The sequence below is a fragment of the Rhizobium sp. BK529 genome, assembly GCF_014194105.1.
Lineage (GTDB): Bacteria > Pseudomonadota > Alphaproteobacteria > Rhizobiales > Rhizobiaceae > Rhizobium.
This window is the reverse complement of record NZ_JACIAU010000002.1, coordinates 495,422-519,982: the sequence shown is the minus strand read 5'-3', so window position 1 is coordinate 519,982 and position 24,561 is coordinate 495,422. Positions and strand designations below refer to the sequence as shown.

Sequence of the window (24,561 nt, the reverse complement as noted above, 5' to 3'; positions counted from 1 at the left end):
GTTGCTGCCGGCAAGGCGGATGTCGCCATCTCTTTCGAAGCCTCTCACTCGGATCAGACACTGCGCATACACAAAGCAGAATGGTGATTATTTAATCATTTCATGATTTGCCTAAAAATTTGACTCTCCTGCTTGTTCACTCTGCTGCATTGCGTCATAAATAAAGCATGAGCCGGCTCGACCTGACCATTCTCGTGATTGATGAAAACGCCATTCGCGCCTCCATTATCGAAGAGGGGCTGCGAGAGGCAGGCCATGCGCGCGTGACTGTCATTCACGAGGTTCAGGGCGTGGCGCGGATCATCGAGACACTGCGACCCGACGTGATCATCATCGATATCGAGAACCCCAACCGAGACATGATGGAGCATCTGTTCCAGCTTACCCGCACCGTCGGCCGGCCGATCGCCATGTTCGTCGATCGTTCTGACACGGCCTCGATCGAGGCCGCAGTGGATGCCGGCGTCTCGGCTTACATCGTCGACGGGTTGAAGAAAGAGCGCGTCAAACCCATTCTTGATATGGCGGTTAGCCGCTTCAATGCCTTCAGCCGACTACAGCGCGAACTTGCCGACGCCAAATCGGCGCTCGAAGAACGCAAAGTGGTGGAACGCGCCAAAGGCATATTGATGAAGATGCGTGGGCTGTCGGAGGAAGAGGCATTCACGCTGCTGCGCCAGACCGCGATGAACGAGAAGAAGAAGATATCCGACATCGCCCAGAGCGTCGTCACCGCGGCGGGGCTCCTGATGTGATGGCGGCTTCGTATGCTGATATCAGGAGGAAGCCGGAGTGAATATGATGATGACAAATCTCGACCCCGGCGCTGGCCTCCCCGCCCCTGCGCGTCTCAACGGCGAAGGTGACAGAACACTAAGAGCCGGTTTCATCCCGCTTGTGGATGCTTCCGTGCTGATCGCCGTCTCCGAATTCGGCTTCGCCCGCAAGGAAGGCCTGACGCTCGATCTCGTCAAGGATGTCTCCTGGGCCAATGTCCGCGATCGCCTTGCCTTCCGGCAATTCGATATCGCCCACATGCTCTCGCCAATGCCCGTTGCCTCGATGCTCGGCCTCGGCTCGAACCCGTCACCGACGATCACGCCCTTCTCTCTTGGGCGCGGCGGCAACGCGATCACGCTTTCAACCCGGCTGTTCGACAGAATGCGGGATACCGCCGGCCTTTCCGAGGCGGCGAGTGCGCTGGAAAACACCAAGGCACTTGCCAAGGTTCTGGCCGAGATGAAGGCGCGCAGCGAACCCTTGCCAACCTTCGGCGTCACCTATCCCTTCTCCTCGCACAATTACGAGTTCCGCTACTGGCTCGCCGCCGGCGGCATCGATCCGGACAAGGACGTCAAACTTGTCGTCGTGCCGCCGCCGTTGACATCGGATGCACTGGCGGCCGGGGCGATCGATGGGTTCTGCGTGGGAGCACCATGGAACATGGTCGCCTCGGAGCGCGGCGTCGGGCGCATCGTCGCCGCGAAGCAGGACATCTGGCCCTCTGCGCCGGAAAAGGTGATCGGCATGCGGCCGGAATGGGCCGAAACCCACCCCGAAACGGTCTCTCGCCTGATCGTCGCGCTTGACGCGGCCGCCCGCTGGTGCGATCAGCCGGAAAATCATGACGCTCTTGCCGAAACGCTCGCAGATGCCCGCTATATTGCTGCCCCGGTAAAGATCATTCGTCATGTGCTGGCGGGGGAATTCAGCCTCGATGCGAAGGGAACCCGGCGCGTCATCGACAATTATTTCATGTTCCATGCAGGATTTGCCAATTATCCGCGCACCAGCCAGGCGCTCTGGATTTACAGCCAGATGATCCGTTGGGGTCAGGCCGAACTCGGCCTCAACCCCGCTCGCGCCGCCGCCTCCGCCTATCGCCCCGATCTCTATCGTGCAGCCCTCGGGGAAGGCAGCGCTCCTGATGATGCCGACGTGCGCATCGAGGGCACGGACGAAGATGACCGCTTCATGGACGGCCACATCTTCGACCCCTCGAAGCTGCCGGACTATATCGCCGGTTTTACCGTCAAGAGCGCCCTACCCCTCTATTCCGGCAGCGATGAGATCTGATCTCATGCCTGTTTGCACAAAACGCCATCAAGGATCTGCGCCCGGCACACAAGGGCGCACAAAAGATTTGCACGAGCAGCAACAGCCCGAAAAACGGGCAAACGCTGAATCTTCAAAAAATCCTTTAGTTTCAACGCACTGTACCAACCGCCGAGAACTGGCACACGGTTTGCTTTGTTAATACTGCACTGGTCAAAGGCGATCGGAGCAGATGAGCGCGCAATAGGCGCTTACGGAGATACAGGAATACTCCTCAGGCCGTCTGGCGTACGGATCGCATGAGGCAGATAGGCCGAGAGGCCATGATTTGACGTCCAACGGCGGACGTCACCAGCAAAGCCGCTGATCAGGATATTTCGCGCAGCTCATACATGCGCGTCCTGACCAGCGGCTTTTTGTTTTAACCCCCAGCGATGAATCGGCACGACCTTGTCGGGCCACGGAGAAGCCATGTCTGTCATCAAGAAAGCGCAGCCCATGTCCGCCGGCGAACCAGCCAAAGCATTGTGGATCTCCACGATCGCCTTTACTCTCTGTTTTGCCGTCTGGACGATCTTTGCGATCATCGGCATTCGCATCAAACAGGAACTCGGGCTGAACGAAGCCGAGTTCGGGTTGCTGGTCGGCACCCCTGTGTTGACCGGTTCGCTCGTCCGCATCGTCCTTGGTATTTGGACGGGACGTTATGGCGGTCGTCTCGTTTATACGCTGACGATGCTTGCCGCAGCGTTGGCGACCTTCCTGCTTTCCTACGCCCACACTTATACTCAGATGCTGATCGCCGGCCTCGGTGTCGGGCTTGCCGGTGGTTCTTTTGCCGTCGGCGTCGCCTATGTCTCGCCCTTTTTCCCGGCGGAGAAACAGGGAACGGCGCTTGGCATCTTCGGCGCGGGCAATGTCGGCGCGGCCGTGACCAAGTTCGCGGCCCCCTTCGTGCTGATCGCATGGGGCTGGCAGGCAGTTGCACAGATTTGGGCGGTCGGCCTTGCGATAATGGCAATCGTCTTCTGGTTCACCACGACAGATGATCCGGCTTTCCGTCTTCGCCGCGAACGTGGCGTCGCCTCGAAGAGCCTAGCCCAAGAATTCGCACCGCTGCAGAACCTTCAGGTTTGGCGCTTCTCGCTTTACTACTTCTTCGCCTTCGGCGGCTTCGTCGCCCTGTCCTTGTGGCTGCCGCGTTATCTGGTCGGCGTCTACGGCTTCAACCTGGAAACTGCCGGCATGGTCGCGGCTGCCTACTCTATTCCGGGCAGCATCTTCCGCGCCTTCGGCGGTGTACTGTCAGACAAGAAGGGCGCGCGCAGCGTGATGTATGCGATGTTTGCCGTGTCGGCTGTCGCCACCCTCATCCTGTCGTTGCCAGCTGCTGCCATCACGCCTGTCATCTTCATCGTCGTCATCTTCGTGCTCGGCTTCTTCATGAGCCTCGGCAAAGCGGCGGTCTACAAGCACATTCCCGCCTACTACCCAGAAAGCGTCGGCGCCGTCGGCGGCATCGTCGGCATGATGGGCGGTCTCGGGGGCTTCATCCTTCCGATCGCCTTTGGCCTGCTCAAGGATATGACCGGCCTCTGGTCGAGCTGCTTCCTGCTGCTCTTCGCAATCGTCGCGATCTCGCTCATCTGGATGCACCTGTCCGTAAAGCAACTGTCGCGCCAGGGGCACTCCGCGCCCGTGCCTGCAACCTGATCCAAGGACCTGTAAATAATGACTGAAAAACTCGTCATCATCGGCAATGGCATGGCGCCCGGGCGCATGCTGGAACATCTCTTCGAACAGGCGCCCGGCCGCTACGACGTTACGATCTTCAACGCCGAGCCTCGCGTCAATTACGACCGCATCATGCTGTCGCCAGTCCTTTCGGGAGAAAAGGACTACGAGCAGATCATCATTCACGGCGACGGTTGGTACATCAAGCACGGCATTACGCTCTACAAGGGCCACAAGATCGTCAACATCGATCGTATCGCAAAGACCGTCACGTCGGATCATGGTGTCACTGAAAGCTACGACAAGCTGGTGATTGCTACCGGCTCGGTACCCTTCATCATTCCCGTTCCCGGCAAAGATCTGCCCGGCGTCATCACCTATCGCGATCTTGACGACGTGCAGGCCATGCTGCTGGCAGCGCAGTCGCGCGAGAAGGCCATCGTCATCGGCGGCGGCCTGCTCGGACTTGAAGCGGCTGCCGGCCTTGCCCAGCGAGGCATGGATGTCACCGTGCTGCACGTCATGCCGACATTGATGGAGCGCCAGCTCGATCCCGCCGCCGGTTACCTCCTGCAGAAGGCGGTCGAAGAGCGCGGCATCAAGGTAGTCTGCAAGGCCAATACCAAACAAATCATCGGCAACGGCAAGGTGGAAGGCGTCGAGCTCGATAACGGCACGATCATTCCGGCGACGCTTGTCGTCATGGCGGTCGGCATTCGTCCGAACGTTAATCTCGCCAAGGATGCCGGGCTCGCCGTCAACCGCGGCATCGTCGTCGACGCCGGCATGCAGACTTCGGATGGTAATATCTACGCGCTCGGTGAATGCGCCGAGGTGGGCGGCATGGTCTATGGCCTCGTTGCACCGCTTTATGAAATGGCCCGGGTTGCTGCCGCCCATCTTTCCGGCGATACGAAGCCAGGTTTCGTACATTCCGACACGCCGACAAAGCTCAAGGTCACCGGTATCGAGCTCTATTCTCTCGGTGATTTCGCCGATGGCGATGACCGGCAGGAAATCGTACTGCGTGATGCGACCGCCGGCGTCTATAAGCGCCTCGTGCTCAAGGACAATCGCATTATCGGCACAGTGCTTTATGGCGAAACGTCCGATGGCGCCTGGTTCAACGATCTTAAGAAAAAGGCGGTCGACATCTCCGACATGCGCGACACGCTGATTTTCGGCCAGGCCTACCAGGGAGGGTCCCCGCTGGACCCTATGGCGGCCGTTGCAGCCTTGCCGGATGATGCGGAAATCTGTGGCTGTAACGGCGTTTGCAAGGGGAAAATCACATCAACAATCACGGCTAAGGGGCTGACGTCGCTTGACGATGTGCGCGCCCACACGAAGGCCTCCGCCTCTTGCGGCTCCTGCACCGGCCTTGTTGAACAGCTGATGTCGCTGACGCTCGGCGACACCTATAATCCGAAGGCCGTCCAGCCGATGTGCACCTGCACCGAGCTTGGCCATGACGATGTGCGCCGCCTCATCAAGGCGAAAAAGCTGAAGACCATACCCGCTATCATGCAGGAACTGGAATGGAAGACTTCAGGCGGATGCGCGAAATGTCGCCCGGCACTCAACTACTACCTCGTTTGTGACTGGCCCGACGAATATGCCGACGATTACCAGTCGCGCTTCATCAACGAGCGCGTTCACGCCAACATTCAAAAGGACGGCACCTACTCCGTGGTGCCGCGCATGTGGGGAGGCGTCACCAGTTCCGGTGAATTGCGTGCCATCGCCGATGTCGTGGACAAATTCTCAATCCCCATGGTCAAGGTGACGGGTGGCCAGCGCATCGACCTTCTCGGCGTCGAAAAGGAAGACCTGCCGGCCGTCTGGGCCGATCTTGGCAAGGCCGGTTTCGTCTCCGGCCAGGCCTATGCCAAGGGCCTGCGCACGGTGAAGACCTGTGTCGGCTCCGACTGGTGCCGCTTCGGCACGCAGGATTCCACCGGGCTCGGCATCCGGATCGAGAAATTCATGTGGGGCTCCTGGACGCCGGCCAAATTGAAGATGGCAGTGTCGGGATGTCCGCGAAACTGCGCCGAGGCGACCTGTAAGGATATTGGGGTCATCTGCGTGGATTCCGGCTTCGAGATCCATTTCGCCGGCGCCGCGGGCCTCGACATCAAGGGCACCGAAGTACTCGGCCTGGTCAAGACCGAGGACGAAGCGCTCGAACATATCGTGGCGCTGACGCAGATGTACCGTGAACAGGCCCGTTATCTCGAGCGCATCTACAAATGGGCCAAGCGCATCGGCCTGGATGAAATCCGCCGGCAGATCATGGAGGATCACGACAAGCGCAAGGCCTACTACGAGCGCTTCGTCTTCTCCCAGAAATTCGCGCAGGTCGATCCTTGGTCTGAGCGTGTCTCCGGCAAGGACAAGCACGAATTCCGGCCGATGGCGACCATCGGTTTCAGTCAGGCAGCCGAATAAGGAGAACGATCATGAACTGGCACCCGATCGGCGATATCTCGGATATCCCGCTGCGCGGTTCGCGCTGCGTCAAGACCCCGCATATGAACATCGCCGTCTTTCGCACCGGCGAGGATGAGGTCTATGCGATCGAAAACCGCTGCCCGCACAAAGGCGGGCCGCTTTCAGAGGGTATTGTGCACGGCAATGCCGTCACCTGCCCGCTACACAACTGGGTGATTTCGCTGGAAACCGGCAAGGCGCTTGGCGCCGATGACGGCGCGGTGCGGACGATCCCGCTCAAGAACGAGGGAGGCTCGCTTTATATCGCACTCGAAAGCCTGATGATGGCGGCCGAATGATGGAGAAGGAGGTCAAGACCACCTGTCCCTATTGCGGCGTAGGCTGCGGCGTGATCGCCAAGGTGGACGAGGCAGGCAGCGTGACCGTGAAAGGCGATCCCGAGCATCCGGCCAATTTCGGCCGGCTCTGTTCCAAGGGGTCAGCACTTGCCGAAACGATCGATCTCGACGGCCGCCTCCTGCATCCGGAAATCGAAGGCAGGCAGGCCGAATGGGACGAGGCCCTTGATCTTGTCGCGCAGCGTTTTGCCGACACCATCGCCGAATTCGGGCCGGACTCTGTCGCCTTTTATGTGTCTGGGCAGTTGCTGACCGAAGACTATTATGTCGCCAACAAGCTGATGAAAGGCTTTATCGGCTCGGCCAATATCGATACCAATTCCCGCCTCTGCATGTCCTCTTCGGTCGCCGGCCATCGCCGCGCTTTCGGATCCGATACCGTGCCGGGCCTCTATGAGGATCTGGAACTTGCCGATCTCGTCATCCTGACCGGCTCGAATCTCGCCTGGTGCCATCCCGTTATTTACCAGAGGCTGGCAGCCGCCAAAGCGGCCCGGCCCGGCCTGAAGATTGTCGTCATCGATCCGCGCCGGACGATGACATGCGATATCGCCGATCTGCATCTGGCCATAAGGCCCGACGGCGACGTGGCTCTCTTCATGGGACTGCTCGCCCACCTCGCGGCGAGCCCCTCCATCGATCAGAACTATATCGGCGCCTATACGGAAGGTTTCGGCGCGGCCTTTGCCGCTGCTGCAGCGCAGACATCCGATGAACTGCTCGACCGGACCGGCCTGCCGGCTATGCAGGTAAGAGAGTTTTTCCGTCTGTTCGAGACGACCGAAAGGGTTGTCACTTGCTATAGCCAGGGCGTCAACCAGTCCGCTTCGGGCACCGACAAGGTGAATGCGATCATCAATTGCCACCTGGCGACCGGCCGCATAGGCCGGCCCGGCATGGGGCCATTTTCGCTGACGGGACAACCAAATGCCATGGGTGGGCGCGAGGTCGGCGGGCTTGCAAATATGCTTGCCGCCCATATGGCGATCGAACGTGCCGATGATCGCGACCGGGTGCAGCGCTTCTGGAACGCACCCGATATCGCCGCAAAACCCGGCCTGAAAGCTGTCGACCTGTTCCGGGCGGTCGAGGATGGGCGCGTCAAGGCGCTCTGGATCATGGCGACCAATCCCGTCGTCTCCCTGCCCGATGCCACCAGGGTCGAGGCGGCGATTGCAACCTGTCCTTTCGTCGTCGTGTCCGACATCTTACAAAAGACCGATACGACACGACACGCCCATGTGCTCCTGCCATCGCTCGGCTGGGGCGAGAAAGATGGCACAGTCACCAATTCGGAACGTCGCATATCGAGGCAACGTCCTTTTCTCGACCCGCCGGGCGAGGCACGTGCCGACTGGTGGCAAATGGCCGAAGTCGGCCGCAGGATGGGCTTTTCGGCAGCCTTCGACTATGCCTCGCCGGCTGATATTTTCGCCGAACATGCAGCCCTTTCCGCCTTTGAGAATGACGGCAGCCGCGACTTCGATGTCGGCGCCTATGCGGAGACGAGAGCACCAGCCTATGATGCGCTGAAACCATTCCAGTGGCCGCAGCCTTTAGGAGCGGAGAAAAGAGAAACGCGGTTCTTCGCCGAAGGTGGCTTTTTCCACCCCGATCGCAAGGCGCGCTTTATTGCCGTCGATGCTCCGGCAACCGACAGAACGGATGCAGCCTATCCTTTCACGCTGAACACCGGGCGGATTCGCGACCAGTGGCACACGATGACACGCACAGGAAAGAGCGCGCGACTGTCTTCCCATATCGCCGAACCTTTCGCCGAAATTCATCCGCGCGACGCGATGGAGCTCGGCGTGGCGGATGCGGCTCTGGTTCGGGTCGAAAGCGCTTACGGAAAGGCTGTCATCCGCGCGCTAGTGACGGAGCGGCAGGCGCGCGGCAGCATCTTCGTACCGATGCATTGGAGCGACCAGAATTCCGCACAGGCGCGGATCGGCGCCGTCGTCAATCCGGCAACCGATCCGCATTCCGGTCAGCCGGCTTCTAAGAATGTTGCTGTCGCCATCGGCCGTTATCGCGCAGATTATTATGGCTTTGCCGTCAGCGCGGCCAAACCAGAGGTTTCCGATGCGGACTATTGGGCGCTTGCGAAGGCAGATGGTGGCTGGCGGCTGGAACTTGCCTTCAACAATGGGCACGAAGACTGGACGGCATGGTGCAGGCAGATCTTCGCCATTCCCGACCATGTCGAGCCAATAGGCTATGCCGACCGGCAATCGGGAGACCGGCGTATTGCCTTTTTCGATGAAGAGAGGCTGCTTGCAGCGCTCTTCCTCGCTAGAGGGCCGGTTGCCGTTGCGCGTAACTGGGCGGTGTCGCAGTTGACGGCAGATCACCGTGATCAGCGCCGCCGCTTTGCCATCATTGCCGGCCGACCGGGTGCCGACAGGCCCGATCCGGGAGCGACGGTCTGCTCCTGTTTCAGCATCGGCGTCAACCAGATCGTTGCCGCCGTACGTTCAGGCTGCCGCAGCGTTGAGGCGATCGGAAACGAACTGAAAGCCGGCACCAATTGCGGTTCGTGCCGCGCCGAAATCAGGGGGATCATCAATGCCTGTGTTGCAGATGCTGCCGAATGAGATTGCCGAGCGGGCGCCTGCCCGCATGGCGCCGCTCGCCAAGCTGCCGGTTTTCTGGGCGCTCGCCGGACAACGGGTCATCGTCGCGGGCGGCTCCGACGCCTGCGCCTGGAAAGCGGAATTACTCGCTGCCTGCGGCGCGCAGGTTGAGATCTATGCCGACCGGCTCAGCGAAGCCTGTGCTGCTCTCGTCGAACGCGGTTCCACGCATCCGGAAAGCGCGCTCATCCATCGTCACACAGTATGGCACGAGGATATATTTGCGGGGGCAGCACTTGCCGTTGCCGATTGTGAAGACGAAGCCGACGCCCGGCAGTTCTTCGAGGCCGCGAAGCTGGCCGGTGTCCCGGTCAACGTCATCGATAAGCCGGCTTTCTGCCAGTTTCAGTTCGGCTCCATCGTCAACCGCTCCCCAGTCGTGGTGTCGATCTCGACGGATGGCGCGGCACCCATCCTCGCGCAAGCCATTCGCCGCCGCATCGAAACGCTGCTGCCTTCATCTTTGAAGTCATGGGCGACTCTTGCCCAATCGCTGCGTGATGAGATTGCTCTTCGCTTGAAACCCGGAAGAGAGCGTCGCGCTTTCTGGGAGCGCTTTGTCGATCGCGCCTTTGCAAGTGTACCGACTGAGGCCAGTGCACTCGATCTGCTCGCCGAGACGCAACGGCGAGCTCACACACGTCCGGTTGGACGCGTGACGCTTGTCGGCGCCGGCCCCGGCGACGCGGAGTATCTGACGCTGAAGGCCGTGCGGGCATTGCAGGCGGCCGATGTCATCCTCTTCGACGATCTGGTGTCGGACGAGGTTCTCGAACTTGCGCGGCGTGAAGCAAAGCGCCTGCTCGTCGGCAAGCGCGGCGGCCGAACCAGCTGCCGGCAGGAAGATATCAACGAGATGATGCTGACCTTCGCCACGGCCGGCAAGAATGTCGCCCGGCTGAAATCCGGCGACCCTATGATCTTCGGCCGCGCCGGCGAGGAAATCGCCTATCTGAGACAGCATGATATTCCGGTCGAGGTGGTACCTGGCATTACGGCGGCGAGCGCTATGGCGTCGCGGCTCGGCATTTCCTTGACACATCGCGATCATGCGCAAAGCGTACAGTTCGTCACCGGCCATTCGCGCCACGGCGAGCTGCCGGAGACGATCGACTGGCAGGCGCTTGCAGACCGAAACAAGACCACGGTCTTTTACATGGGTGGCCGAACAGCCGGCGCCATACAGACGAGGCTGATCGACGCTGGTCTCGATGCAGGAACGCCGGTTGTGATCGTCAGCTCTGTTGCCAACAGCGACGAGCGGCGCTGGGCCGGCAGTCTGGACGGCCTTTCTTCGGCCATGGCGGAAATGGGCCTCGACCGGCCAGTATTGATCGGCGTCGGGAATGTTTTTGCCGCTTGCGACCTGACGGCTGAAGCCAATCTGCCGTTCTTTGCCCAGGCTTAAGGAAACGCCGGAACGCTAAACAAAAGCTTGTGTTGGCAAACTCACGCAACGGTTACGCCATTTTGCAGCAACGCCTTGAGATCACGAACGGGCGGCGCCCCAAACTGGCGGGCATATTCCCTCGTGAACTGCGTGACGCTCTCATAGCCGACGGAATACGCAGCCGAACTGGCCGGAATGCCTTCCGAGATCATCTGCCTTCGCGCCTCGATCAGGCGCAACTGCTTCTGGAACTGAAGTGGTGACAATGTGGTGACTGTGCGAAAATGCTGATGAAATGACGAAAGGCTCATGCCCGCCGTCTCGGCAAGCTCATTCACCCGTAAGGGACGAGCGAAGCCTTCGCGGATGACGGCAACAGCACGACCAATTCTCTCCGCGTGGCTATCTGTCTGACCGAGCGCCCGCATTGGTGCTCCGTGCTTGCCGGTCATCAGCCAGAAGTGCATCTCCCTTAGATGCTGCCTCGCCAGGATCGGCATGACTGAGGGCCGATCGATGAGGCCCATGAGCCTCGTGGCGATGTCCGCGACCTCGGTTTCCGTCGGGTCTACGCTAACGGGTTTCGAGGTCGAAGCTGTCATTGGACCAATTTCCGAACCCAGTTCGCGAATCATGGCGAGGTCGAGTTCTAGAACGAGAGAATAATAGGGAGCAATGCGGCTTGCCGTTGTGATTTGGCTCACCGTGGGGACATCCGCGGTGATCAGGAGGCTATCCCCTGCTCCGAAGTCGAATGTTTCCGACCCGATGCTCACTCTCTTTCGACCCTGGAGAACCAGCGCAACCAGAGGCCTGTTGATCGCAAACTGGATTTCGCTTGGGTTCAAGGCGCGGATAGCCGTGAGACCGGCGATCGGGGTTACTGCCGCTCCGAAGCGATCGACGTTGACGTCTGCATGACGGCGGACGATATCCAGCAAACTCATTACACCCCCTGCGACAATGGAGAAAAAGGCAAGTCGAGTTTGTCGCCGGCCTTCGGCAATGCCAGATTAGCAAGCCTTCGAGCCATACTGCAAGCAGGCGAGACGGTGGCATGCTTCGCTTTCGGATAAATAGGCAACTCGTTTGGAGAAATAGGCAGCAGTTCCAATCCAGTTGAGAGCATAGTGCTGATCAGCAATCAGCACAAAAGGAGTTGACCTATGACGACGATCTCAATTGTAACAGGCGGCAGCCGCGGCCTTGGACGTAACACCGCCATCAGCATCGCCAAGCATGGTGGCGATGTGATTTTGACCTACCGAAATGGCGCAGAAGAAGCCAATGCCGTTGTGGCCGAAATAGAAGCTCTCGGCCGCAAGGCGGTGGCGCTGCAGCTCGACGTCGGTACCACATCGGCGTTCCCGGCCTTCGCGGAAGCCGTTCGATCCGCCCTGACGGTTACCTGGTCGCGCACCAATTTCGATCATCTCATCAACAATGCCGGTCATGGTGAGATGGCGGCTTTCGCGGAGACCACGGAAGTGCAATTCGACAATCTCTTCAATGTCCACGTCAAGGGCGTCTTCTTCCTGACCCAGACCCTGCTCCCGCTCCTTGTCGATGGCGGTCGTATCGTCAACTTCTCGTCCGGCCTCACCCGCGTTTCCTACCCGGGGTTTTCGGCCTACTCCGCAGCTAAGGGAGCGGTCGAAATCCTCACGCTCTACCTGGCGAAAGAGCTCGGAAGTCGCGGCATCACAGCGAATACGGTCGCTCCGGGCGCGATTGCGACAGACTTCCTGGGCGGCGCGGTTCGTGATACGCCGGCCTATAACGAGGCATTCGCAAACATGATCGCCCTCGGCCGTGTCGGGTTGCCCGACGATATCGGCCCGATGGTCGCCAGCCTGATTGGGCCTGACAACGGCTGGGTCACGGCACAGCGCATTGAAGTGTCCGGCGGTCAGAACATCTAGTCAGCCAGGGGCGGTTCGGCGTTACGCGGGACCGGCCTCGTATATCTTCAATGCATCTGCCCTCCCCGAGAAGATCTTGTTCCTCGACGTTGGGAAGGTTATGCGCTTCAATACTCGCGTCGTCGAGGGGCCAAGGCGGATTTGGTTCTGCTGTCCTCGGTCCTGAGCCAGTGTTTGTTACACTCTAGGGCGGGTTCGTCACACGTCACTGATCTAACTCAGTGACAACGGTATTTATTTGGCTCAAACATTTTTGCGTCATTGTCCGATTCCCTGTTAGGCGACACGAGATCTCACATGTCTTCGAGACTGAATCGCAAATTGCAAATGCCCCGCCGCGACGACCTTGGCCTTCTGACAATTGCCAACGGCTCCGGCCTCTCAATATCCGCGCTGTCGAACGGCGCGCTCTTTTCGATCGACTATGTCGATAGCCTTGGATCGGTGCAGATCAACCAGATCCAGGGCTCGCCGCTTTCCGGCGGCGTCGGGCGCCTATACCTGCGGGTCGGCGGCAAGAAGCCTGCCGTTGCAGAGATCGTTGGGCCTCGGGCGCGCGGTCGCTTCGGCCACAGCGAGACGGGTTTTTCCTGGAGCGGCGATGTCGGAGACATCCGCTATCAGGTGAGCCTGCTGCTTGCTCCTTCCGAGACGACGTGGTTCTGGCAGGTCACGCTCACGCATTCCGGCAAGGTGACGCTACCGGCCGATCTCGTACTGGTTCAGGATATCGGCCTCGGCGACCGCGGCTTCCTGATGAACAGCGAGGCCTATGCCTCGCAATATATCGACCACCATATTGCTAAGCATCCGGCATTCGGCTTTGTCGTAATGAACAGGCAGAACCTCAAGCAGGGTGGCGGGCGCAATCCCTGGCTCGCGCAGGGCTGCCTCGAAGGGGTCGCCGCCTATGCCACCGATGCAATCCAGCTCGTGCAATCAGCCGCCCGGAACGACGATCTGCTGGTCGGCCCGTTCGGCACGGATCTGCCAAGCCAGCGCCGTCAGCATGAACTTGCCTGCCCTGCCCTCCAATCCCAGCCGCTCTCTGTATCGTCCGAGGGGGTGACCGCGACCTTCTTCGGCCTGTTCCTCAACGATCATCCGGCGGCGTCTGACGACACCGACCTTTCCCGTCTCGACCTTCTGGGCACAGTGGAAAAGAAAGCCTCCGGTTCGGCCGAGCAAGTGCCGCCGCGCAGCATCCTGCAGGACGCCGGCCTGCTGGCGGCCGAAACGCTTGACGACAAGGCGCTCAGCCGCCTCTTTCCCGATCGCATGCTCGAAGAGCGGATAGACGGAAAGCTCCTGTCCTTCTTCGTCCCAGAAGGGGCCCTCAACCGGCATGTCGTGCTGCAGGAGAAGGAACTGAAAGTGGCACGCCGCCATGGCGCGATCGTGCGCAGCGGCCAGAACATGCTGCTCGACGACGTCACGCTGGCGTCGACCTGCTGGATGCAGGGCATATTCGCTGCACAGCTGACGATCGGCAACACATCGTTTCACAAGCTGTTTTCCGTCTCGCGCGATCCGTATAACCTGACGCGAACGAGCGGATTGCGCATCATCGTCGATGCCGGCCAAGGCTGGCAACTGCTCGGCGTCCCCTCGGCCTTCGACATGGGCCTCAGCGACTGCCGCTGGCTCTACCGTCTCAAAGACCGCACCATCACTGTGACGGCCACAGCCTCCGGCGAGGATCCCGCCATGCAATGGGCGGTCTCTGTCGAAGGCAAGCCCTGCCGTTTCTTGATCTTCGGCCATCTCGTTCTTGGCGAGCGTGAATATGACACGAGCGGCTACGCCGAATTCGACGACGACGCCAAGCGCATTCTCTTCCGCCCGGATCCGCACTGGCTCTGGGGCGAACGTTTCCCCGACGCCAGTTACTGGCTGGTGAGCTCCAAGCCTGATGACATCGAGGCGATTGGCGGCGACGAACTCCTCTATGAGGATGGCGTGGCCCGCAACGGTGCCTTCATTGCCCTGCGATCCAGGGAGACGCAGTCGCTCTCCTTCGCTATCGTCGGCTCGATGACGGATAAGGCAGAGGCTGAGCGTCTTGCGGAGCGTTATGCACGCGGCGTGACGCAGGAAGCAATGCTGACACCGGCACTGCGCTTCTGGCAGCACACGATCCGTGGCTTGGCGCTCGACAAGCCCAAGGCCGACGCTCAGGCGCATGTGGCGATGCTGCCTTGGCTGGCACATGATGCAATCGTGCATCTAAGCGTGCCGCATGGGCTCGAACAATATACGGGTGCCGCCTGGGGCACGCGCGACGCCTGCCAGGGACCGGTTGAATTCCTGCTCGCCTATGAGCATGATCGCGAAGCCAAGGAGGTCGTGAAGACGGTCTTCAGCGAACAGTACGTCGAAAAAGGCGACTGGCCGCAATGGTTCATGCTGGAGCCCTATTCCAACATCCGTTCCGGCGACAGCCATGGCGATATCGTCGTCTGGCCGCTGAAGGCGCTTTGTGACTATATCGAAGCGACCGGCGACCTTGCCATCCTCGATGAAAAGGTCTCTTGGCGCGATGACAAGACGATGGGCAAGGCGCCTGCCGATACGATCTCCGTGCACGTCGACAAGCTCCTTGACGCCGTGCGTGAACGCTTCATTCCCGGCACGCATCTAATCCGTTACGGCGAAGGTGATTGGAACGATTCCCTGCAGCCGGCCGATCCGCATCTGCGCGACTGGATGGTGAGCAGCTGGACCGTTTCCCTGCTCTATGAGCAACTCGTGCGCTATTCCGCGATCCTTCGCCGTGTCGGTCAGGGCGCGAGCGCTACGGAATTGCGGAAGATCGCCACCGCCATGCGCCGCGACTTCAACAAGCACCTCATCCGCGATGGCGTCGTTGCCGGCTACGGCATCTTCGATCCGTCCCACGACGGCGTCGAACTGCTGCTCCATCCCGACGACAAGCGCACGGGACTGCATTACTCGCTGATCTCGATGACGCAGGCTATGCTCGGTAAGCTCTTCACGCCGGAACAGCGGCAGGAGCACATGAAGCTGATCGAAAGGCACCTGCTCTTCCCCGATGGCGTGCGCCTGATGGAAAAACCTGCGACCTATGCCGGCGGTCCGGAAACACTCTTCCGTCGCGCGGAGTCCTCATCCTTCTTCGGTCGCGAGATCGGCCTTATGTATGTGCATGCGCATCTACGCTATTGCGAAACTCTTGCCATTGCCGGAGATGCCAATGCGCTGTGGAAGACGATAAGCCTCGTCAATCCTATCGCCGTCACAGATGCACTGCCGAATGCATCGCTGCGCCAGCGCAACACCTATTTCAGCAGCAGCGACGCCGCCTTCCATGACCGCTATCAGGCAATGCGGGAATGGGATCAGGTCAAGAAAGGTCAAATCGACGTCGATGGCGGCTGGCGCATCTATTCCAGTGGCCCCGGTCTCTTCACTCGCAGCTTCGTCGAAAACATCCTGGGCCTCAAACGCCGCTTCGGACGGCGCAAGCATGTGCCACTGCTGCCGTCGTCCGCCTCGATCACGATCAAGACGGATCATGCGCCCTGGCGCCAACTGAAAACTCCGTCAAAGACGCCGAAGCGGAAAGGTTAGCCTCGTTTCACGTAATTCCGGCAAACCGCAGTATAGTTCTGACCAAATTGCTTAGGCAACCTCGCGCGCCCGAGCCGGGATCGGATTGGGAGCAGCAAAATGGCAGGCGGCCATCTGGCCGCTCGCGACGTCCCGCAATGCCGGCCGCTCGACTTTGCAGATGTCCTGGGCAATCGGGCAGCGCGTATGGAAGCTGCAGCCGGGTGGGATGCGCGACGGGCTCGGCACGTCGCCTTCCAGCACGATGCGGCGGCTCTTACGATCCGGATCGGGTTCGGGTGCTGCTGAAAGCAGTGCCTGCGTATAGGGGTGCTGTGGTGCGGAATAGACCTTCCGCTTTTCGCCGATCTCCACGATCCTGCCGAGATACATCACCGCCACACGGTCAGCGATGTGCCGGACGACAGCGAGGTCATGGGCGATGAAGAGGAAGGAAAACCCCTTCTTCTCCTGCAGGTCCTGCATCAGGTTAATAATCTGCGCCTGCACGGAAACATCGAGAGCCGAGACAGGTTCATCTGCGACGATGAAGCCGGGATTGAGCGAGATTGCCCGCGCGATACCAATGCGCTGGCGCTGGCCGCCGGAGAATTGCCGAGGGTAGCGATCCATGGCACTCGTCGGCAGACCCACCTGGGTCAGGAGGTCGGCCACCCTTTCACGCCGCTCGCGCTTAGAGCGGACAAGGCCGAAGGCCTCCAGCGGTTCGCCGATGATCTCGGAGATCGAGCGACGCGGGCTCAGCGAGCCATAGGGGTCCTGAAAAATCATCTGCACATTGCGCCGCATGCCGCGCATCTTTTCGCGCGACAGCGCCGTCAGCTCCGTGCCGTCGAAAAACACGCGGCCATTCGTTGGCTCGATCAGCCGCAGCAGCAGCCTTCCAAGCGTGGACTTGCCGCAGCCGGATTCGCCGACCAGTGCAAGAGTCTCCCCGCGAAGGATCTCGAAGCTCACCTCGTCGACGGCGCGCACGCCACTGTTCTCTTGGCCGAAGGACAACATGGTGCCCTCGGAAAAAACCTTGCTCAGCCCTTCGGCACGCAGGATCGCGCTCATCGTATATGCTCCTCGATCGCCGGGGCTGCTGCCTTGTTTTCGGCGGTGACCCAGCAGGCCGCCTTGTGTCTGGGACCAAAGGAAAACATCGGCGGCATCTCGCTGCGGCACCTGTCGACGTGCAGCGGACAACGTGCGTAAAACGGACAGCCCTGCTTCACCGAACCTGCCGTCGGTACCGAGCCGGGGATCTGGTAGAGCCGCTTCTGATCGTCGTCGAGACGCGGAATGGATTTGAGCAGACCCTGCGTATACGGATGGCTCGGATTGGCGAAAATAGAGCGGACATCGGCATCCTCGACGACGCGGCCGGCATACATGACAATCACCCGGTCGCAGACTTCGGCGATCACACCGAGATCGTGCGAGATCAGCAGAACGGCCGTGTTCAGCGTCTTTCGCACCTTCGCCATCAGGTCGAGGACCTGCGCCTGGATGGTGACGTCGAGCGCCGTCGTCGGTTCGTCGGCGATCAAAAGTTTCGGATTGCAGGCGACTGCCATGGCGATCATCACGCGCTGGCGCATGCCGCCGGAGAACTGATGCGGATAGGCGTCGAGACGACCCTCGGGATTGGGGATGCCGACGAGTTTCAGGAGTTCGATGACGCGCGCGCGCCGCTGCTCGCGGCTCATCTTCTCATGCAGTTTGATCGCTTCGCCGATCTGGTCGCCGATGGTCATGACCGGGTTCAGCGAACTCATCGGTTCCTGGAAGATCATCGCGATATCGCGGCCGCGGATTTCGGGCAGGGCACTTGCCGGCAGTTTCAGCAGATCATTGCCCTGGAAACTAATCTTGCCGCCGGAAATCCGACAGAGTTCCGGCACAAGCCGCATGATCGCCAGCGAGGTAATCGACTTGCCCGAACCGGATTCGCCGACGATACCAACAGCGCCGCCGGGTTCAATCTCGAAGCTCACATCGTCGACGACGACAATCGGGTTCGTGGGTGTTCCGAACTCAACACGCAGATGTTCCACACTCAGCAATGGCTGCTTCATTGCGCCGTCTCCGGATCCAGTACGTCGCGCACGGCGTCGCCGATCAGGTTGAAGGAGAGCACGACCAGAGTGATGGCAATACCGGCGCCTATGATCGGCCAGGGCGATCCGAAGAGATTGTTGAGACCATCGCGGATGATATTGCCCCAGCTCGGATTCGGCGGCTGAGTGCCGATACCCAAGAAGGAGAGCGAGGCTTCGAGGCGGATGGCCGAGGCGACCCACAGCGTCATCAGCACGACGATGGGGGCTGCGATATTCGGAATGATGTGGCGGAAAATGATGGTCGGGGTGCGCACGCCGACGGCGATCGCTGCTTCCACATAGGGCTCCTGCTTGACGGCGAGGGTCGAGGCACGGGCGACACGGGCAAAGCCGGGGATGAAGGCGACGGTGATGACGGCGATGATATTCCAGAAGCCGCCGCCGAGCACGGCTGCGATGATGATCGCCAGGAGCAGTTCCGGAAAGGCAAGCAGCAGATCGATAAGACGTGAAATGATGCGATCGGTCATGCCCCCGAAATATCCTGCGGTAACGCCGAGCAGCGTGCCGAAGATCGCTGCCAGCACCGGCGAGACGAATCCGAAGATCAGCGAGTTGCGCGAGCCGTAGATCATGCGCGAGAGCACATCACGTCCGAACTGGTCGGTGCCGAGCCAGTGGGCAGCCGACGGGTTTTGGTTGATCGCCAGAATGCTCTGGGCGAGCGGATCATAGGGTGCCAGCCACGGCGCAAAGGCCGCAACGAAGATGAAGATCAGAACGACGAGCAGCGCAAAGCTGGTCGAGATCCGTCCGTAGAGAATGTGACGGAACGCATCTGCCAGCCGGTGGTCGTCCGCAATCACCTGCGGAGCCTGTTCAGTTGCAGCCATTACTTCACCCGGATTCTTGGATCGACGACGATGTAGATGAGATCCATCGCCAGGTTGATCAGCACGACGAACATTGCAAAGACCACGACACCGCCCTGGATGACGCCGTAATCGCGCTCGGAAATGGCGCTGATCAGGAGCTTGCCGATGCCGGGACGGTTGAAGACGAGCTCGATCGCCACCGAGCCCGAGAGCGTGGCGAGCATGCTGAGGCCAAGCCCCGTTGTCAGCGGCAGAAGCGCATTGCGCAGACCATGGCGATAGATCACGCGCGTCTCGCGCGCGCCCTTGGCGCGGGCGGTGCGCACGTAATCGCGGCCCATCACTTCGAGCAGCGACGTACGGGTAAGACGGCCGATGAAGGCAGCTTTGACGAGCGCAAGAGTGACTGCCGGCAGAAAGACATGGTGCATGCGGTCGATGAAACCCGTGCCGCCGCCGTTGATCGGAAACCAGCCGAGATTGAGCGCGAACCCGATCAGCAGCAAAGCGCCGAGATAGAAATCCGGAATGGCATAGCCGAGCAACGAGAAGCCGCGCATAGCCGAATCCGGCAGGCCATTGCGATGTGTGGCCGCCCAGACGCCGAAGGGAACGCCGACGACGACGCCCATGATCATGGCGACGATCGTCAGCTCGATCGTATAGGGAAGGTTATAGGCGATTAATCCGAGCACCGGCTGATCGGTCATCGCGGAACGGCCGAAATCAAGCCGCAGCGTACCGATGACGAAGTTGATATATTGCTGCCAGAGCGGAGCGTTCAGCCCCATGCGCTCACGAAAGAGTTGAAGCTGTTCGGCTGTGGCATTGTCGCCGAGAGCCGCAATCGCCGGATCGCCGGGCAGAATGCGCATCGCGATGAAAACGAGTGTCAAAACGAGCAGGACGGTCGGAATGGCATCCGCCAGCCTGAGCAAGAGATATCGGGTCACTGATCCGTTTCCTCCCTGTCACCGCTTGAGCGGTCTCCTTTGGCGTATCCGCGTTCCCGTCGGCGGACGCCTGTGGTCTTGCCTGTCTAGTCCTGCAGCGCCGTATAGTAGGGTTCGTTGGACAGGTTGTCCTCAAGACCCGGTGAAAGCACACTCCGTCCGCCCCTCCTCGAGCTGACGAAAAATTGCAGGTGAAACTTGGAGTCGGTATAATCTCCAAGAATGGTCGCAGCAAAACCGCTGCCATTTCGGGTCATTTTCGCCGAATTCCAGCGCTCGGCCTGATTGACGTGACGATAGTGCAGCACCGGTTCGTCGTCCACCGTTTCATCAATCCGCACCGTGAAGGCCTCGCCGGCCTTGAATGTTGCAGGTGCAACGATACCCGCAGTGCTGGATATGACCGGCTGACGGGCTCTGAGTGCCTTAACGGCTGCACGTACTTGTTCGTCTGCGACAACAGATTCGAATTTGCCGGCGCCGCGCAGCGATTCCAGGTCGAGAACCTCAGCCGTCATTTCTGGCAGTCGTGACTGCCAGGAGCCGCGCAGCCAGGATTGTGGACCATAGGTCAGGTCGTCGTGATAGACATCGCGGGAAATGTCGGCGGCCGCTTGCCAGGCCATGACAGACCGTCTCGCGTGATCGATCACGGGTTCGATCAGCGTCGTGACCTTGGTGGCGATGAACAATTCCGCCCAGCACGCGGCCCGGAAGCGCTCGGCAAAGAAGCGGGCGATACCGGCTGAGATCTGGACGTCGATCATGATACGCTGGACAGCCGCCGAGCCGTAGCTTCCGGTTACCTTTGCTCTGATCAGGGCCGCTTCGCAGCCCTCTGCCATCTCTTCCAACCAATCGGCCACATCAAGCGGCGTATAGCGGTGAGAAGGCTTTCCGGCGAGAAGCAGTTCGGCATATTCGCGCGCATTGGCAAAGAGCGACGAATCAAAGGTCGGCGCATTTCCGAAGCGGACCGGCCCTTCCATATCGAAGGCGTAGGCGCGGCGGCCGGAACCTTCGACGAGCGGCAGATTCGTATAGATTTCCGGCCAGTAATGATTGTTGGAGGCCGAAGGACCGTGCGCCAGCGTGATCAGCGGCAGCACACGGCTCGCCCAGGAAAGCCCCTTCTCGCAGTCGACGGCGGCATCGCCGCATTCATGCTCGAGATAGCGCATCCAGCTTTCGCGTGGCGCGTCCGGATAATAGAGCAGACGCCCCCACACGCGGTATTGGTACTCATATTTCTGCCAGTCGTGGCGCGTCGGCAGGCCGTGCTTCTGATAGTTGAAGCGGCCACCGGGAATGCCGGTGCCCATGCGGCCCTTGAAACTCTGCGGCTCGCACCATTCGACTCCATCCGAACCTGCAAACATCGAGCTGCGACCATAGCCGGCAGCAAATTCCGGATCGCCCCAGAGCAGAACGCGCTGCGTTCCAGCCCAGATGCGGTAGATGACCTTGTAGTCCTTGTCCTTGGCGAGGAGGTCGCCGTAGCTGTAGCGCAGGAACTTACGGGAGCCTTCACTGAGCTGCTCGCGCTCGCTGCGCGCCACTTCCGGCGGGTACTCCTTGTTGCGGATGGCCGACTGGTGGTAGGGCGGCCCCATATGCTCGGCGAGATATTTCGGCGAGGCAGCAAAGGGCATGCCGGATTCACGGGCGATCTGCAGCATGGTGTGATCGAGGCCCTTGCCGTGCATGTCGATCTCGACTGGACGGCCGGCTGCGGCGACGCCCGCAAACGCCTCTTTCCAGAAGCCATATTCGCCTTCTGCAATGCCACCTTCAACATGGACGCGAAATGTCAGGCCGGTAATCTCGGGAACTTCCCGCAGCAACTGTGTAATCGCGTCGCGGCAATAGGGCGCGAGATTATTATCAGTGACACCCGTCACCGTGTAATTGGCGCGCGGAACATCGTCGAAATCATAGCGCTGCGTCCAGAGTGCCAGCTGGAATTCGAGGCCGCGCCTTGCAGCCTCGCGGCCGATGAACTTCAGCATTTCGAGATTGGTTTCGCGCTCCTCATCGGAGAGCTCGGTGACCTCGACATCGTAGCCCGGCAGCTTCAGCAGGAACGGATAGGGGAAGTAAAAATAGACGTCGGTGATCCAGGGATTGTGGTAGGGATAATTATAGCCCATGCCGAGCGTCAGGGCGAAACGGTTGAAGCGGTTCGATGCCAGCATGGTCAGATAATCGCGCCACTGCTGCTTGTCGTAGAACCAGACCTTGTCCTCCTCCTCGCTGCAGAACAGCCGCGCCATGCTGCGGATGCGTGCAGCCGGCTTTTCCGCAAGCGGAAACTTACCCGCAAATAGATCCTCGCCATCATTGTAGCGCACGCGGTCGGCAAGTTCGGTCAGGGCATAGACCATACCCCTTTCATCATGCGCCCATACTGTAATCGTATTGCCGTTACGAGCGAGAGCAAATGCTTCTTCATCGCGCGCCATGGCTGTCGGCGCGTGAGGCGACCCGACTTCGGCGACCACGATTGAGATACCTTCGCCCACCGTCTTGTCTGAGGTCCTTACACCTCGGCGCCTCAGGCGGCTGCGCAATTCGTCGATCGCCCATGTCACGCTATCCGAAAGCGGAGCGGACGGAAGGTTGATGGATACGCTATCGGCTCGCGCCATATCTGACCTCGCAAAATAGGACCAATGTCTTCGCGCAAAGGCGCAATGCCCCCGGCTTAAAGCCGGGAGAAAGATCACGATTTCGGAACGTGTTCGCGACTGGTGCATCGGGCCGAAATGCGTGACACGTTTTTCGGATGATCCGATGTTTGAACCTGGAGAGGCGGACGCGTTTCCGCTTCCCTGCCGCCGCTCCAGGCGGCTCAGGCCTTGATCTTGGCCTTGGTGAGCGGCCAATTCACATAGCCGGAGACGACGTCATAGCCGAGATCGACCTTTTCGGAGCGAACGATCATAAAGCCGTTGTTGGAAACGGGTAGGATGACCGCGTCCTTGAGGGCTTTGATCTCGATTTCCTTGACGATCTCCAGACGCTTGCTGAGATCTGGCTCGGCAAGTGCCTTGCTCAGAAGGTCGTCGATGCCCGGAATGGCGACTCCATAATGACTCATGTTCGCCCCGCCATTGCCATCCGAGCGGACTTCGGCGCCCTTCGATAGGTAGGTGACAATCACCTGCGTCGGCACCGGCGGCAATGCAGACGACTGCTGCGACAGCGTATTGGTGCCGATGTTCTGGTCGGCATGGAAGGCCGTATGGTCTTTGATGTTCAGATCCATATTGATGCCGACCTTGCGCAACTGTGCCTGGATCATCAGCATGATGGCCGAGAAGTCCTCGCGCTGTGATGTATCGTTCTTGAAACTGAAACCATTCGGGAATCCGGCTTCGGCAAGCAGGGATTTCGCCTTTTCGGGATCATATTTGTAGGCGACATCAGCTGGAATGCTTTCTGCCGAGAAGCCACCCGGATAAGAGGGAGGATTGAGCCCGTAGGTACGCTTGCTGATCGGCGCGATCGCCGTGGTGATTTCGTCGCGGTCGATTGCATAAAACAGCGCCTGACGTACACGCACATCGTCGAAGGGCTTCTTCGTCACGTTGACCTGCATCGTGAAGAAACTGCCGGGGCTGACGACATCGAAGATCAGGTTCGGATCGCGCTGCGACATCGAAGCCGCCCAGCCGGGGGCACGAACGCCCTCGATCAGATGCACGTCACCGGAGAGCAGCGCAAGCGTACGCGCCGTCGTATCGGCGATGTAGAGGCACTGCAGCTTCGGCGTCGCCGGCTGGACGTCCCAATGTTCCTTATTGGCAACCAGCATGACGCCCTGTGACGGATCCGGATAGACAGTTTCCAGCACATAGGGACCGGTTCCGATCGGATCCCGGCCAATTGGCTCCTCACCTTTTTCCTCGACCGCCTTTTTGCTCATGACAGAGGCATCATAGTCGCTGAGGACGCCGAGCAGGAAGAGCGGGTCAGGCTGCGCCAGCTTGAAGGTGATCGTATAGGGATCGTCGGCGATGACCTCGCTGATATTTGTGAATTTCGGGCGTACCCCGCCGACGCGCACGGCATCGCGGATGCGGTCGAAGGTGAACTTGACGTCTGCAGACGTCATCTCGCCATAGCCCTTGTGGAACTTCACGCCTTGGCGGAGCTTCAGCGTCCAGGACTTGGAATCCGGCGTCGAAGTCCAGCTCGTAGCAAGACGCGGCACGAGCTCGTCCATGGTCGCCGGGAACTTCCAGAGCGGCAGATCGACGAGCTTGTCGTAAATATGGATGATGGCCCAGTTGTCGACACCCTGGATCGATTTCGCAGGGTCGATAGTCCTGAGGCCACGGGCGGCAAAAGCAATTTTCAATGTATCGGTGGTTTGCGCGAAAGCGGCCGCCCCAAGGCTTGCCGCAATACTGGCGCCGACAGCAGCAGCCGCAGAATTTTCGATAAGTTTACGTCGAGTAATCGCCATGCTCAGATCCTCCCTTATCGAGGCGCTGCATCCCGGC

The 24,561-nt window shown here is 60.0% G+C and carries 16 protein-coding genes; 9 read left to right on the top strand and 7 right to left on the bottom strand.

Annotation, left to right across the window (positions count from 1 at the left end):
* Positions 1–167: 167 nt before the first annotated feature.
* From FHX08_RS19420 to cysG, 7 genes are all read left to right on the top strand, one after another.
* Positions 168–755, top strand: coding sequence for an ANTAR domain-containing response regulator (locus FHX08_RS19420; protein ID WP_132655193.1), 588 nt, complete (start codon positions 168–170; stop codon positions 753–755).
* A gap of 46 nt (positions 756–801) precedes the next feature.
* Positions 802–2,076: a CmpA/NrtA family ABC transporter substrate-binding protein gene (locus FHX08_RS19415; protein WP_132655449.1), complete on the top strand. Its 1,275-nt coding sequence runs from the start codon at positions 802–804 to the stop codon at positions 2,074–2,076.
* Positions 2,077–2,526: 450 nt separating this feature from the next.
* Positions 2,527–3,768, top strand: a complete 1,242-nt coding sequence (locus FHX08_RS19410; RefSeq protein ID WP_132655191.1) for an MFS transporter — start codon at positions 2,527–2,529, stop codon at positions 3,766–3,768.
* Between the two features lie 18 nt (positions 3,769–3,786).
* Positions 3,787–6,237, top strand: coding sequence for a nitrite reductase large subunit NirB (nirB, locus tag FHX08_RS19405; RefSeq protein ID WP_132655189.1), 2,451 nt, complete (start codon positions 3,787–3,789; stop codon positions 6,235–6,237).
* A gap of 11 nt (positions 6,238–6,248) precedes the next feature.
* Entirely contained in the window at positions 6,249–6,578 is a 330-nt protein-coding gene (gene nirD, locus FHX08_RS19400; RefSeq protein WP_132655187.1) for a nitrite reductase small subunit NirD, read from the top strand.
* Positions 6,578–9,235 carry a nitrate reductase gene (locus FHX08_RS19395; protein ID WP_132655447.1) on the top strand — a complete coding sequence of 886 codons (2,658 nt, stop codon included), beginning with the start codon at positions 6,578–6,580 and terminating at the stop codon, positions 9,233–9,235. The genes nirD and FHX08_RS19395 overlap by 1 nt, the downstream gene beginning before the upstream one ends.
* Complete coding sequence (gene cysG / locus FHX08_RS19390; RefSeq protein WP_132655185.1) at positions 9,207–10,682, top strand: siroheme synthase CysG; 1,476 nt, start codon at positions 9,207–9,209, stop codon at positions 10,680–10,682. Before FHX08_RS19395 ends, cysG begins: the two co-directional genes overlap by 29 nt.
* A 41-nt stretch (positions 10,683–10,723) precedes the next feature.
* Here the strand turns inward: cysG and FHX08_RS19385 are convergent, their stop codons facing one another.
* Positions 10,724–11,611, bottom strand: coding sequence for an AraC family transcriptional regulator (locus FHX08_RS19385; RefSeq protein ID WP_132655183.1), 888 nt, complete (start codon positions 11,609–11,611; stop codon positions 10,724–10,726).
* Positions 11,612–11,830: 219 nt separating this feature from the next.
* On the opposite strand from FHX08_RS19385, the gene FHX08_RS19380 reads away from it, so the two are divergent.
* Together FHX08_RS19380 and FHX08_RS19375 are read left to right on the top strand one after the other, a co-directional pair.
* On the top strand, positions 11,831–12,586 hold the full coding sequence (locus FHX08_RS19380) for an SDR family oxidoreductase (RefSeq protein WP_132655181.1): 756 nt from the start codon (positions 11,831–11,833) through the stop codon (positions 12,584–12,586).
* Positions 12,587–12,883: 297 nt separating this feature from the next.
* Positions 12,884–16,177: a GH36-type glycosyl hydrolase domain-containing protein gene (locus tag FHX08_RS19375; RefSeq protein ID WP_132655179.1), complete on the top strand. Its 3,294-nt coding sequence runs from the start codon at positions 12,884–12,886 to the stop codon at positions 16,175–16,177.
* A 51-nt stretch (positions 16,178–16,228) separates the two neighbouring features.
* Here FHX08_RS19375 and FHX08_RS19370 read toward each other — a convergent pair whose 3' ends face one another.
* The 6 genes from FHX08_RS19370 to FHX08_RS19345 form a co-directional block, all read right to left on the bottom strand.
* Positions 16,229–17,236, bottom strand: coding sequence for an ABC transporter ATP-binding protein (locus FHX08_RS19370; RefSeq protein ID WP_132655177.1), 1,008 nt, complete (start codon positions 17,234–17,236; stop codon positions 16,229–16,231).
* Positions 17,233–18,240 carry an ABC transporter ATP-binding protein gene (locus tag FHX08_RS19365; protein ID WP_132655175.1) on the bottom strand — a complete coding sequence of 336 codons (1,008 nt, stop codon included), beginning with the start codon at positions 18,238–18,240 and terminating at the stop codon, positions 17,233–17,235. The genes FHX08_RS19370 and FHX08_RS19365 overlap by 4 nt, the downstream gene beginning before the upstream one ends.
* A complete protein-coding gene (locus tag FHX08_RS19360) occupies positions 18,237–19,118 on the bottom strand; it encodes an ABC transporter permease (RefSeq protein WP_132655173.1) in 882 nt (293 codons plus the stop codon). Before FHX08_RS19360 ends, FHX08_RS19365 begins: the two co-directional genes overlap by 4 nt.
* Positions 19,118–20,053 carry an ABC transporter permease gene (locus FHX08_RS19355; protein WP_132655171.1) on the bottom strand — a complete coding sequence of 312 codons (936 nt, stop codon included), beginning with the start codon at positions 20,051–20,053 and terminating at the stop codon, positions 19,118–19,120. Before FHX08_RS19355 ends, FHX08_RS19360 begins: the two co-directional genes overlap by 1 nt.
* A gap of 86 nt (positions 20,054–20,139) precedes the next feature.
* Positions 20,140–22,701 carry a hypothetical protein gene (locus FHX08_RS19350; RefSeq protein ID WP_132655169.1) on the bottom strand — a complete coding sequence of 854 codons (2,562 nt, stop codon included), beginning with the start codon at positions 22,699–22,701 and terminating at the stop codon, positions 20,140–20,142.
* Between the two features lie 203 nt (positions 22,702–22,904).
* The gene (locus tag FHX08_RS19345; protein ID WP_132655167.1) at positions 22,905–24,524 is read right to left on the bottom strand and encodes an ABC transporter substrate-binding protein; all 1,620 of its coding nucleotides are present in this window, start codon (positions 24,522–24,524) and stop codon (positions 22,905–22,907) included.
* Positions 24,525–24,561: the final 37 nt, after the last annotated feature.

Coding starts and splice junctions, on each gene's coding strand:
- FHX08_RS19395 (WP_132655447.1), top strand. CDS start 6,578: ATGGAGAAGGAGGTCAAGACCACCTGTCCCTATTGCGGCGTAGGCTGC.
- FHX08_RS19370 (WP_132655177.1), bottom strand. CDS start 17,236: ATGAGCGCGATCCTGCGTGCCGAAGGGCTGAGCAAGGTTTTTTCCGAG.
- FHX08_RS19345 (WP_132655167.1), bottom strand. CDS start 24,524: ATGGCGATTACTCGACGTAAACTTATCGAAAATTCTGCGGCTGCTGCT.
- FHX08_RS19365 (WP_132655175.1), bottom strand. CDS start 18,240: ATGAAGCAGCCATTGCTGAGTGTGGAACATCTGCGTGTTGAGTTCGGA.
- FHX08_RS19380 (WP_132655181.1), top strand. CDS start 11,831: ATGACGACGATCTCAATTGTAACAGGCGGCAGCCGCGGCCTTGGACGT.
- nirB (WP_132655189.1), top strand. CDS start 3,787: ATGACTGAAAAACTCGTCATCATCGGCAATGGCATGGCGCCCGGGCGC.
- FHX08_RS19420 (WP_132655193.1), top strand. CDS start 168: ATGAGCCGGCTCGACCTGACCATTCTCGTGATTGATGAAAACGCCATT.
- FHX08_RS19415 (WP_132655449.1), top strand. CDS start 802: ATGATGACAAATCTCGACCCCGGCGCTGGCCTCCCCGCCCCTGCGCGT.
- FHX08_RS19385 (WP_132655183.1), bottom strand. CDS start 11,611: ATGAGTTTGCTGGATATCGTCCGCCGTCATGCAGACGTCAACGTCGAT.
- FHX08_RS19375 (WP_132655179.1), top strand. CDS start 12,884: ATGTCTTCGAGACTGAATCGCAAATTGCAAATGCCCCGCCGCGACGAC.
- FHX08_RS19410 (WP_132655191.1), top strand. CDS start 2,527: ATGTCTGTCATCAAGAAAGCGCAGCCCATGTCCGCCGGCGAACCAGCC.
- FHX08_RS19360 (WP_132655173.1), bottom strand. CDS start 19,118: ATGGCTGCAACTGAACAGGCTCCGCAGGTGATTGCGGACGACCACCGG.
- nirD (WP_132655187.1), top strand. CDS start 6,249: ATGAACTGGCACCCGATCGGCGATATCTCGGATATCCCGCTGCGCGGT.
- cysG (WP_132655185.1), top strand. CDS start 9,207: ATGCCTGTGTTGCAGATGCTGCCGAATGAGATTGCCGAGCGGGCGCCT.
- FHX08_RS19350 (WP_132655169.1), bottom strand. CDS start 22,701: ATGGCGCGAGCCGATAGCGTATCCATCAACCTTCCGTCCGCTCCGCTT.